Source organism: Sphingomonas sp., assembly GCF_042095875.1.
Taxonomy (GTDB): domain Bacteria; phylum Pseudomonadota; class Alphaproteobacteria; order Sphingomonadales; family Sphingomonadaceae; genus Sphingomonas.
Genome location: NZ_JBELMJ010000066.1, coordinates 1 through 10,887, shown reverse-complemented (window position 1 = coordinate 10,887; position 10,887 = coordinate 1). Strand labels below are relative to the sequence as shown.

Below are 10,887 nucleotides of genomic sequence, written 5' to 3'. Positions count from 1 at the left end.
ACGAGCGCGCGGCTGATCGATCGACGATGGGGTTTGATGATTAAGCTCGCTTTGACGTCCGCCGCGGCGGTGATTGCTTCAACTGGGCTCGCGCAGGCGGAGGCACCCGCCACCACCCAGCCGATCGCGGCAACCACGCACCATGTGCCGGCGGCGACCGGCGGCCCGCTGCTCAGCGCAGTCAGTCCCGAGGCACGCGGCGACATTGCCGCCGACGCGCAGTTCCGCTCCTTGTTCATGAGCTGGAAGAAGCTCGACGGCGGCGCCACCGGCGCAATCGCGATTCCCTCGGTTCAGCCCGTCTCCAACCTCAAGTTCACCAGCAACTTCGGCATCCGCTCCGACCCGTTCCGCGGCACCGCGGCGATGCACGCGGGCGTCGACATTCCCGGCCCGATCGGCACGCCGATCTACGCCACCGCCGACGGCATCGTCAGCCACGCCGGACGCCAGGGCGGCTACGGCAACCTCGTCGAGATCAACCACGGCAAGGGTATCGCGACCCGCTACGGCCATCTGTCCAAGATCATCGTCGCCGACAACGCGCGCGTGAAGCGCGGGCAGCTGATCGCGATGATGGGCTCGACCGGCCGCTCGACCGGCTCGCATCTCCACTACGAGGTGCGGATCGACGGTCACGCGGTCAATCCTGTGCCGTTCCTCACCACCGCGGACTATCTGCTCGCAGCGCAAGACCGTTCGGTCGGCGTCATCCCGGTCTCGACCGGACCCGCGCCGCAGGACTGATCCGAACCTCCACTTCCTCCACTTCGTTCCATGAAGGGACACGAACGGGGTCGGTTGCGGGTGCAGCCGGCCCCGCTTACATGAAGCGCATGGCCACGCTTGCCCCCGAGATCGCCCTGACCCCCGCCGCCGCCGCGCGGGTCGCCGCCATCGCCGCCAAGCAGGGGCGTGCCGCGATCCTGCGCCTCTCGGTGGAGGGTGGGGGCTGCTCGGGGTTCCAGTACAAGTTCGGCTTCGCCGACGCGCCCGACAGCGGGGATGCGGTCGCGGAGACCGACGGCGTGCGGCTGGTCGTCGACGACGTCAGCCTCGATCTGGTCCGCGGCTGCGCGGTCGATTACGTCGAGTCGCTCGGCGGCGCGTCGTTCCAGGTGAGCAATCCCAACGCCGCGTCAGGCTGTGGTTGCGGGACCAGCTTCGCGGTATAAGGCTGCGTGACGTGAAGATCGTCACCTACAACGTCAACGGCATCAAGGCGCGGCTCGAGCGTCTGGTCGAGTATCTCGCCGAGCAGCAGCCCGACGTGGTCTGCCTGCAGGAACTCAAATCCTCCGACGAGACGTTTCCGGAGGCGGCTATCCGCGACGCCGGCTACGGCGCGGTGTGGCACGGGCAGAAAGGCTTCAACGGCGTCGCCGTGCTCGCGCGCGGGCAGGACCCGGTCGAGCGCCAGCGCGGGCTGGCGGGCGAGCCCGAGGACGATCACAGCCGTTATCTCGAATGCGAGGTCGACGGGCTGGTCGTCGCTTCCATCTACCTGCCCAACGGCAATCCGCGACCCGGGCCTAAGTTCGACTACAAGCTGCGCTGGATCGACCGCCTGCGCGCGCGCGCGCAGGTGCTGCTCGACGCCGAGGTGCCGGCAGTGCTCGCGGGCGATTACAACGTCATCCCCAACGACGACGACACCTTCTCCGTCGCCGCGATGGCGAGCGACGCGCTGATGCAGCCTGAGAGCCGGCAGGGCTACCGCGCGCTGGTCGCGCAGGGCTGGACCGACGCGCTGCGCAGCCGCCACCCGCGCGGCGGCGTGTGGACGTTCTGGGACTATCAGACGGGCGCGTGGCAGCGCGACGCGGGGTTCCGCATCGATCACCTGCTGCTCAGCCCCGCGGTCGCCGATCGTTTGCAGGACGCCGACGTCGACAAGGCGTATCGCGGGCGCGAGAAGGCGAGCGACCACGCCCCGACCTGGGTGCGGCTGTCGTGAAGCGCCTGGCGTCTCCGACTGCTTGCCTGGTTGAACTCTGTGCCCCTCTGTCAGCGGTATAGCGGCAGGACGAACGGTTCTGTTCTTCCCCGTCGCGCGTAGCTATTCCTGTTCCGACGCCAATTGGCGGCATGATCCGCCAACAACCGGTGTTTGTTCGAGCACTACACAAGCTAAGTAATTGATAACGCACTCACGGTGATCTGGCACAGCGGATGCAAAGATTCTCGCGACGGCACGAAGCCGTCGGGAGAGATACGATGAAATCGACTGCCATGCTCGCCGCGCTGATCGCCTCCGTCGCCGGAACGGCCGCCAGCGCCGAGCCCAAGGCGCCGCCGCCGCCCGCCGCCGAGCTGACCGCACCGGCCCCGACCGTGAGCCCCGGGCCGCGTTACTGCCTGAAGATGGAAGTGCCGGGATCGCTCATCCTGCGGCGCGAGTGCCGCACCGTCGACGGCTGGAAGGCGCACGACGTCGACGTGGTGGCATTGGTAAAGCGGTGACTGTCAGGCGAACGGCGTGGCGTACCTGCCACGCCGCCGCCGCCCACCTCACAGCGCGCGTTCGTAGACCTGATAGACCTTGTTGACCTTGCTCTCGATCGCGGTGGCGATCGAGTTCATGCCCTGATTGTCGTCCAGCACCCAGCCGATCTCGCCGCGGCTGGCGCCGTAATGATCGACCGACGCCTTGCGGATCGCTTCGATCATCATGAAGGCGAGCTGGCTCGCGAGGCGCGAGGATTGCAGCTCCTTGCGCACGCCCATCAGCGGCACGCGCATCGTGCGCACCCTTGGGCGACGCAGCCACAGCAGCAGCTTCGCCCAGCCGAACGGCAGCAGCGATCCGTTCAGCGGCTTGATCGCCTCGTTGAGGTCGGGAAGCGTGATCATGAACGCCACCGGCTTGCCATCCAGTTCGGCGATGCGGATCAGGTCGTTGAACACGATCGGCTTCAGCTTGACGCCGACGTCCTTGATCTCGGGCGGGGTGAGGGGCACGAACCCCCAATTGTCCGACCAGGCATCGTTCAGGATGTCGAGGATGATCGCGGCTTCTTCCTCGAAGCGGCGCTTGTCGACTTCGCGCACGACGATACTCGGGTTCGCCACGCCCGACTTGATGATCCGCTTGACGAGCTTCGGGAACTCCTGCGTGATGTCGAGCTCGTAGGTGATGAGCTGCTTGACCGGCGCGTAGCCCGCCCGCTCGATCCAGCCGCGATAATCCGGCTTGGCATGGCCCATCATGATCGTCGGCGGGTGGTCGTAGCCCTGGATCAGCAGCCCCGGCTCCTCCCAGATCGATTGCGAGATCGGCCCCAGCGCGCGGGTCATGCCCTTCGCCCGCAGCCAGTCCTCGGCCGCGGCGAGCAGCGCCTCGAAGACGCCCTCGTCCTCCGCCTCCATCAGCCCCCATTGCCCGACGCCGGGGCCGAAGCCCTGCGCCGCCGGCATGGTGAGCGCCAACGTGTCGATGTGCGCGGAGATGCGCCCGACGACCTGCTCGCCGCGATATGCGAGGAACAGCTGCACCTCAGCGTGGCTGTACCAGCCGTTCTTCTCCGGCGTGATCAGCCCCAGCGCCTCGCCCTTGAGCGGCGGCACCCAATTGGGGTCGTCGCGGTAGAGGCGGAACGGCAGGTCGACGAAGGTCTTGCGGTCGCGCTTGCTCGTGATCGGAGAGACGCGGAGTGTGTCGGACATGATCGGGAAATAGACGGCGCAGTCGATCATGGCGAGTGAGCATTTGCGCCGCATCGCGGCGGGGCGCGCCTGTTCGCGTCACCGTGTCGCCACTATATATCGGTAATGGACCAAGCCATGACCAGCATGACCCTAGACCGCGCGCCCGCCCCGGCCGCGAGCGTGCGCGCGCGTATCCCCGACGACAAGGCGATGTTGCGCACCGCGGCCGAGCTGACGCGCGACCTCGTCAAGCCCAACCCGATGATCTACTGGGTCGATCTCGTCGCCTCGTCGCTGGTCGGCTACGCCGCGCTTGCGGTCGCCGTGGTTGCCGCGTCGACGGCGGTGATGATCGTGGCGGGGGTCGTGTCGATGCTGGCGCTCTATCGCGGCATGAGCATGATCCACGAGCTGACGCACATGAAGCACGCGGGGATGCGCGGCTTTCGCGCCGGGTGGAACGCGCTGATCGGCGTGCCGATGATGATCCCGTCGTTCATGTACGAGGGCGTGCACAACCTCCACCACGCCAAGACGCGCTACGGCACGTCGGAGGACCCGGAATATCTGCCGCTCGCGCTGATGAAGCCGTGGACCCTGCCGGTGTTCGTGATCGTGTCGGCGCTGGCGCCGGTCGGGCTGCTGATCCGCTACGCGATCCTGGCACCGCTCTCGGCGCTGTCGCCGCGGCTGCGCGCGGCGGTGGTGTCGCGCTACTCCGCGCTGTCGATCAACCCGTCGTTCCGTCGCCGCATGCCCGAGGGCGAGGAGCGCGCGCGCTGGGTCCGGCTGGAGGTGGCGACCGCGATCTGGGCACTCGCGCTGATCGGCCTGACCGCGGCCGGCGTGATCCCGTTCAAGGCGTTCGCGATCTTCATGGTCGTGGGTGCGGGCGTCGCGCTGATCAATCAGGTTCGGACGCTGGTCGCGCATCTGTGGGAGAATGAGGGCGAGGCGATGAGCGTCACCGCGCAGTATCTCGACACCGTCAACGTGCCCCCGCCCGCGCTGCTGCCGGTTCTGTGGGCCCCGGTGGGACTACGCTATCACGCGCTCCATCACCTTCTGCCGGGTCTGCCCTATCACTCGCTCGGCGAGGCGCACCGCCGCCTGTCGAAGGTGCTCGAGCCCGCGTCGCCTTATCACCAGGCGAGCTACACGGGGCTGCCGAGCCTCGTCGGCAAGCTGGCGGTGGCAACGATACGGCCACGCTGAGCCCGCAGAAGAGCAACCAAGAAGGGCGGCGTCTCGGTCGAGGCGCCGCCCTTTCTCATTCCCCCCTAATCATTCTTCGGTGCGCAGCAGCACCGCCTCGCCGATCAGCAGGAACAGCAGGAACGGCGCCCAGGCGGCGAGGAAGGGCGGGTAGGCGCCGAGATTGCCCATCGCGAGCGCGAAATTGTCGGCGACGAAATAAGCGAAGCCGAGCCCCATGCCGATCACCGCACGCACGAACAACTGCCCCGATCGCGCGATGCCGAACGCGGCCACCGCGCCGAGCAGCGGCATCAGCACCGACGACAGCGGTGCCGACAGCTTGTGCCACAACGATCCCTCCAGCGCCTTCACCGGACGTCCGGCCTCTTCCAGGTCGTCGATCGCGGCGCGCAGCGCCCCGAACGACAGGCTGTCGGCATCGACGGTGGCGAGCGTGAACTGATCCGTCCGCACCCCGCGACCGACGATCTGTTCGCCCAGCATCGTCACGCGTCCGCTCGCCACGTCGAAGCGCTTGGTCGGGCCGATCAGCCAGCCGTCGCCCGAACGCCGGCCGTTGGGGGCGGTCAGCAGGCCGCGCAAGCCGCCGGTGGCCGAGCGCAGGTAGACGGTGACGTCACCCAAGCGCGCCTGGTCGCCGCGTCCCTTGATCTGATCGACCTGGATCAGATCCTGGCCAGAGCGCACCCAGACGTTCGAGCGTTCGCCACGGTCGACGGGCAGGGGACCGTAGTTGACGCGCTGCCACTGCGTCAGCGTCGCGGTGGAGCGGCTGACGACGCGATCGGTGAACACGAACGTGACCGCGGCGACACCCAGGCTGGCGAGGATCAGCGGCGCGAGCAGCTGGTGCGCGGAGAGCCCCGCGGCCTTCAGCGCGATCACCTCGCTGTTGGCGTTCATCGTGATCAGCGTCAGGATCGTACCGAGCAGCACCGAGAAGGGAAGGAACGTCGAGACGATCTGCGGCAGCCGCAGCCCGACGTAGCGCCACACCTCCGCGTCGCCATTACCCGCGACCGCCAGGATCTTCCCCGACTCGCTCAGCAGGTCGAGCGCCTGGAGCACCAGCACCAGCCCGGCGAGGATGCCGAAGGTGCGCGTGAGAAACAGCCGCGCCATGTAGAGCGCGACGGTGCGCGACGGAAAGAAGCCGGTCACGCCGCGGCCCTCCGACGATTGCGGCCCGGCAGGTAGCGCACGATCAGTTTCCACGTCTTCGAGAAGAACCGCTCCAGTGCGCCGATCGGTTGACCGCCGGGGACGTGCGCGACCGTGTAGTACATCCAGACGATCAGCCCCGCGAAGACCAGGAATGGCACCCAGAGCGCGATCAGCGGATCGATCGCGCCGCGTTCGCCGACCGACATCGCGTACTGGTTCACCTTGTGGTAGGTGACCACCATCACGATCGACAGGAACACGCCCAGCGCCGAACTCGATCGCTTGGGCGGTACGCCGAGCGCGACCGCCAGCAGCGGCAGCAGGAACATCGAGACGACCTCGGCCAGGCGGAAGTGGAACTCGGCCCGGCTGCTGTCGCGCTGCTCCTCGGTGCCGCCCTCATGCCCCAGCCGGGCGAGCTGCAGCAGCGTATATTCCAGGTTCTTGCCCCCGCGCGTGCGGAAGCTCTCGAACTTGGGCAGGTCGATCGGCAGGTCGTGCGACGAGAAGGACAGGACGCGCGGCGTCGGGAAATCGGCGCGGTTGTGGATCAGCGTGCCGTTGGTCAGGCGAAAGATGATCACGTCGGGATCGTCGGTCGCCAGGAACTGCCCCCCTTCGGCGGTGACGCCGACCCAGTCGCCCTTGGGCGTCCGCGCGTGAACGAAGATGCCCGACAGGCGGCGCCCCTTGTCGCGGCTGCTCTCGATCCGCATCGTCATGCGGTCGCCCAGATGGGTGAACTCGCCGACCTTGACCGACGCGCCGAGCGCGCCGGTGCGCAGCTCGAAGCGCAGCTTTTCGTAATTGTAGCGCGCGATCGGCTGCACGTAGCCGACGATCGCGATGTTCGCCGCCGCCAGCACGATCGCGTACATGTACGGCACCCGCAGCAGCCGCGCGTAGCTCATGCCCACCCCGCGCATCACGTCGAGCTCGCTCGACGTCGCGATGCGGCGAAACGCGAGCAGGACGCCCAGCATCAGCCCGATGGGAATGCCTAGGCCGAGATATTCGGGCAGCAGGTTGGCGAGCATCTTCCACACCACGCTCACCGGTCCGCCCTGCGTCGCGACGAAGTCGAACAGGCGACGGATGCGATCCAGGATCAGCAGCATCGCGGCAATGAACAGGGTGGAGAACAATGGCAGCGCGATCAGCCGGGCCATGTAGCGGTCGATCGATTTCATGTGCGCGCGACGCGGCCTCGCAGGAACGACGAAAGGGCCCCGGCTATAGGCAGGCGCTGGCCACGCGTCACCTGTTCTCGCAGCGTCATTCCGCCGCGATGGCGTGGGCGCGCTCTTGCCGGGCGGCGGCGGCAACTGCCCGCTCCAGCGCGGCGAGCGTGAACGGCTTGCGCAGCACCGGCCGATTGCCCAGGTCGACCGTCATGGCATCGCCCGCGAAGCCGGTGACGAACAGCACCGGGATACGTCGGTGGCGCGCGTCGAACGCCGCGATCATCTCGGGGCCGGTCAGCCCAGGCATCAGGACGTCGGACAGGATCAGGTCGGGCGCGGGCATCTGCGCCAGCTTCTGCGCGGTCAGGGTCGGATCGTCGCACGCCGTGACCCGGTGGCCGAGCTCCTCTAGCGCCCCGACCGTGGCGGCTAGGACGCGCGGGTCGTCCTCCACCACCAGGATGTCGAGCGCGGCGTCGCTCGGTTCGTCCGGCGTGGTCTCCTGGGTCGACGCGGAGGGCATCGCCCCTTGTTCGACCTCGCGCGGCAGCAGCAAAGTGACGATGGTGCCTCGCCCCGGCTCGGACGCGATCGTCACGTCGCCGGCGACCTGCTTGGCGAAGGCGAAGATCTGGCTGAGGCCCAGGCCCGTGCCCTTGCCGACCGGCTTGGTGGTGAAGAACGGCTCGAACGCGCGTTCCAGCACCTCGGCCGACATGCCGTGCCCGGTGTCGGCGACGGCGAGCGCGAGATAGTCGCCGGCCCCGCAACCGTGCGCGCTAGGGCGATCGAGCGTCTGTGCCGTCGCGGTGATGGTCAGCGTGCCGCGTCCGTCCATCGCGTCGCGCGCGTTAACTGCCAGATTGACCAAGGTGTTCTCGAGTTGCACCCGGTCGACGCGCGCGCACCATCCGTCGCTCCGGTCATCGATCACGACCGTCACGCCGTCGCCCAGCGTGCGATCGAGCAGGTCGGACAGCCCGGCGAACAGGCTGGCGGCGTCGATGCACTCCGGATTGATCGCGGTCTCGCGCGCGAAGGCGAGCAGGCGCCGGGTAAGTGCGGCCGCACGCGTCGCCCCCTCGCTCGCGCTCTCAACGTGGCGCAGCACGTCGCGACTGCCCGCGGCGATCCCGCGACGCGCGAGTTCCAGCCCGCCGATCACGACCGCGAGCATGTTGTTGAAGTCGTGCGCGATGCCGCCGGTCAGCTGACCGACCGCCTCCATCTTCTGCACCTGGCGCAGCCGCGCTTCCTGGACTCGCAGCTCGTCGGTCGCGGTGGCGACCGCGCTGGCCAGTTCGTCGGCGCGCTCGCGCTCGAATACTGCCTCGGCCTGCGCCACGGCACGCTCCGACAGGATGCGCATCATGACCCAGCCGAGTGCGATCATGCCGAGCAGCAGCAGGATGCCGAAGATCGACAGGATCTTGGCAGCGGTGGTGGAGCGGCGCACGAGCGTCAGCGCCTGCGACGTGCGCTGCTCCAGCAGCATCCGCTCGTCCGCGATCAGCCCGTCCAGCGCGGCGTTGATCGCCTCCAGCGCCGGCGACGTGCGGACCTGATAGTAACGCGATAGCGCCTGGTTGTTCTTGCCGTAGTTGGTCGCGAGCGCGGTGGCGGCCAGTTCGTCGCCGCGCTGCTGGAACGCCGCCTGCAGCGTGGCGAGCCTGCGCTGCTGGCCGGCGTTGTCGGCGATCAGGCGGCGCAGTTGCGCGACATTCTCGCCCGCGCGGCGCCAGTCGTCGAAGTAGGACTGCCCGAGCCGCTGATCGCCCGAGATGACGTAGCGCCCGAGCGACGCTTCCGATTTCGCCATCGTGCCCTGTAGCGCACGCGCTAGGTTCATCACGTCGTAGCTGTGGCTCTGCGCGGTCAGCGCGCGGTCGCGCTGACGGTTCGCCTCGCCCAGCGTGATGACGAGCATGGTCAGGACGACGACGCCCGTGATCGCCATCGCGACCAACGCCACCGTGCGCCAGGCCGATACCAGTCTGCGCCGTGCATCCATGTCGTGCCTGTTCACGGCCGCGATGTGTAACGCAGCGTCGCGCACCGTGCAAAGTCAGCGCGGCTCGGCGGCGTGCCGCGCCGCCGCGCTCAGCCGATTTCGCCCGTCGCACGCCCCGCGTCGGCGAACATCGCGGTGATCCGGTCGATCTGCGCGTCGCTGTGCTCGGCCGACAGCGAGCAGCGTAGCAGGAACGTCCCCGACGGCGTCGCGGGCGGACGCGCGACGTTCACGTACAATCCCTGGTCCAGCAGCGACTGCCACATGCCGACCGCGCGCTCCTGGTCCTCCAGCATGACCGCGATGATCGCCGAATCGGCCTGCTGGGTGCCCAGCGTGAAGCCGAGCTCACGCAAGTTTGCATGGAGGCGCCGCGCGTTGCGCCAGAGCTGCGCGCGCTTGGCGTCCGCGTGCATCAGCTTGCGGATCGACGTCGCGGCGGTGGCGACGACCGAGGGGGGCAGGCTGGCGGTGAAGATGTACGGGCGGCAGGCGAGGCGCATCGCCTCGAACTTCGGGTGATTGGACACGCAGAAGCCGCCGACGGTGCCGACCGACTTGGAGAAGGTGCCGATCACGAAATCGACGTCCTCGCCCAGGATCAGGCCCTGGTCCTCGTACACGCCTCGGCCGTGCGCACCGAAGAAGCCCATCGAGTGCGCCTCGTCGACCAGCACCATGCAGCCGTGCTTTTTCGCGACCGCGACCATGTCCTTGAGCGGCGCGATATCGCCGAGCATCGAGTAGACGCCTTCGAGCACGACGAGCTTGCCCGGCTCCTTCGGCAACCGGCCGAGCCGCTTGTCGAGGTCCTCGACCGAATTGTGGCGGAAGCGCACGACCTCCGCGTCGCCCATCTTGCAGCCGTCATAGATCGACGCGTGGCTGTCCGCGTCGAGGATGACGTACTCGCCCTTCGCCGCGATGGTCGAGATCGTGCCCAGGTTCGCCTGGTAACCGGTCGAGAACACCATGGCGTGGTCGGCGCCGTAGAATTCGCGCAGCGCATCCTCGGCGTCGACGTGGTCGCGGAACGTGCCGTTCAGCATCCGGCTGCCGTTAGTGCCGCTGCCGAAGCGATCGAGCGCCTGCTTGCCCGCCGCGATCACGTCGGCGTCGAACGTCATGCCCATGTAATTGTAGGTGCCGAGCAGGATCGTCTCGCGGCCCTTGATCACCGCCTCGGTGGGGGAGCGGACCTCCTCCATCACAATCCCGAAGGGATCGCGCACGCCGGTGCCGAGCAGCGCGGCGCGCTCGGCGATCAGCGCGTCGAACTTGCTGAACAGGTCGCGCTCGGGCGGGACCGGGGCGGGGTCGAAGGACAGCGCCTCGGGCTGCAGGCCGGTCTCGGTCATGTTACGCCTTCAGCCGCGCGACCGCGTCGACCAGCTGGCCGACGGTCTCGATCTCGGCCTGCATGTTCATCGTGATGATGATGTCGAACTCGTCCTCGACCGCGGCGACGAAATCCATCACGGTCAGCGAGTCCCATTCGAGATCGCCCTGAAAGGTGGTCGCGTCGGTGATCGCCACGCCCTTCTTGTTGAATGGCTCGATCTGCGCTTCGACGGTGTCGAAGATCTGGTCTCGGTCGTTCATACTCAGTCCGATGCGTGATGATTAAGGCCGGGGTGCGGCGATGCTATAGCAACCCGTTGG

Annotated in this window: 11 protein-coding genes; 5 read left to right on the top strand and 6 right to left on the bottom strand. The window is 67.9% G+C overall.

Features of this window, described 5'->3' with window-relative positions; all coding sequences use genetic code 11:
* From ACFDS6_RS15735 to ACFDS6_RS15720, 4 genes are all read left to right on the top strand, one after another.
* Window positions 1–747: M23 family metallopeptidase (locus ACFDS6_RS15735; protein ID WP_375273049.1), on the top strand; the 747-nt coding region annotated here is incomplete at its 5' end.
* An 89-nt stretch (window positions 748–836) separates the two neighbouring features.
* A complete protein-coding gene (locus tag ACFDS6_RS15730; RefSeq protein WP_375273048.1) occupies window positions 837–1,175 on the top strand; it encodes a HesB/IscA family protein in 339 nt (112 codons plus the stop codon).
* Window positions 1,176–1,186: 11 nt separating this feature from the next.
* Window positions 1,187–1,957, top strand: a complete 771-nt coding sequence (gene xth / locus ACFDS6_RS15725; RefSeq protein WP_375273047.1) for an exodeoxyribonuclease III — start codon at window positions 1,187–1,189, stop codon at window positions 1,955–1,957.
* Window positions 1,958–2,217: 260 nt separating this feature from the next.
* Window positions 2,218–2,463 (top strand): hypothetical protein, encoded by a 246-nt coding sequence (locus ACFDS6_RS15720; RefSeq protein ID WP_375273046.1) that lies wholly within the window; start codon window positions 2,218–2,220, stop codon window positions 2,461–2,463.
* Between the two features lie 48 nt (window positions 2,464–2,511).
* Here the strand turns inward: ACFDS6_RS15720 and ACFDS6_RS15715 are convergent, their stop codons facing one another.
* Window positions 2,512–3,696 carry an N-acetyltransferase gene (locus ACFDS6_RS15715; RefSeq protein ID WP_375273045.1) on the bottom strand — a complete coding sequence of 395 codons (1,185 nt, stop codon included), beginning with the start codon at window positions 3,694–3,696 and terminating at the stop codon, window positions 2,512–2,514.
* A gap of 87 nt (window positions 3,697–3,783) precedes the next feature.
* On the opposite strand from ACFDS6_RS15715, the gene ACFDS6_RS15710 reads away from it, so the two are divergent.
* Entirely contained in the window at window positions 3,784–4,863 is a 1,080-nt protein-coding gene (locus ACFDS6_RS15710; RefSeq protein WP_375273044.1) for a fatty acid desaturase family protein, read from the top strand.
* A 69-nt stretch (window positions 4,864–4,932) separates the two neighbouring features.
* On the opposite strand, the gene lptG is transcribed toward ACFDS6_RS15710, so the two are convergent.
* The 5 genes from lptG to ACFDS6_RS15685 all read right to left on the bottom strand — a co-directional run bounded on the left by lptG (window position 4,933) and on the right by ACFDS6_RS15685 (window position 10,827).
* Window positions 4,933–6,027, bottom strand: coding sequence for an LPS export ABC transporter permease LptG (gene lptG, locus ACFDS6_RS15705; protein WP_375273043.1), 1,095 nt, complete (start codon window positions 6,025–6,027; stop codon window positions 4,933–4,935).
* On the bottom strand, window positions 6,024–7,220 hold the full coding sequence (gene lptF / locus ACFDS6_RS15700; protein ID WP_375273042.1) for an LPS export ABC transporter permease LptF: 1,197 nt from the start codon (window positions 7,218–7,220) through the stop codon (window positions 6,024–6,026). Before lptF ends, lptG begins: the two co-directional genes overlap by 4 nt.
* Before the next feature lie 85 nt (window positions 7,221–7,305).
* Window positions 7,306–9,225, bottom strand: a complete 1,920-nt coding sequence (locus tag ACFDS6_RS15695; RefSeq protein ID WP_375273041.1) for an ATP-binding protein — start codon at window positions 9,223–9,225, stop codon at window positions 7,306–7,308.
* An 89-nt stretch (window positions 9,226–9,314) separates the two neighbouring features.
* Complete coding sequence (locus ACFDS6_RS15690) at window positions 9,315–10,583, bottom strand: aminotransferase class I/II-fold pyridoxal phosphate-dependent enzyme (protein WP_375273040.1); 1,269 nt, start codon at window positions 10,581–10,583, stop codon at window positions 9,315–9,317.
* 1 nt (window position 10,584) lies between these two features.
* A complete protein-coding gene (locus ACFDS6_RS15685) occupies window positions 10,585–10,827 on the bottom strand; it encodes an acyl carrier protein (protein WP_375273038.1) in 243 nt (80 codons plus the stop codon).
* Window positions 10,828–10,887 lie beyond the last annotated feature (60 nt).

Excerpts from the sequence above, each read along its gene's own strand:
- ACFDS6_RS15730 (WP_375273048.1), top strand. The coding sequence starts at position 837 with ATGGCCACGCTTGCCCCCGAGATCGCCCTGACCCCCGCCGCCGCCGCG.
- ACFDS6_RS15695 (WP_375273041.1), bottom strand. The coding sequence starts at position 9,225 with ATGGATGCACGGCGCAGACTGGTATCGGCCTGGCGCACGGTGGCGTTG.
- ACFDS6_RS15715 (WP_375273045.1), bottom strand. The coding sequence starts at position 3,696 with ATGATCGACTGCGCCGTCTATTTCCCGATCATGTCCGACACACTCCGC.
- ACFDS6_RS15685 (WP_375273038.1), bottom strand. The coding sequence starts at position 10,827 with ATGAACGACCGAGACCAGATCTTCGACACCGTCGAAGCGCAGATCGAG.
- ACFDS6_RS15690 (WP_375273040.1), bottom strand. The coding sequence starts at position 10,583 with ATGACCGAGACCGGCCTGCAGCCCGAGGCGCTGTCCTTCGACCCCGCC.
- ACFDS6_RS15720 (WP_375273046.1), top strand. The coding sequence starts at position 2,218 with ATGAAATCGACTGCCATGCTCGCCGCGCTGATCGCCTCCGTCGCCGGA.
- lptF (WP_375273042.1), bottom strand. The coding sequence starts at position 7,220 with ATGAAATCGATCGACCGCTACATGGCCCGGCTGATCGCGCTGCCATTG.
- ACFDS6_RS15710 (WP_375273044.1), top strand. The coding sequence starts at position 3,784 with ATGACCAGCATGACCCTAGACCGCGCGCCCGCCCCGGCCGCGAGCGTG.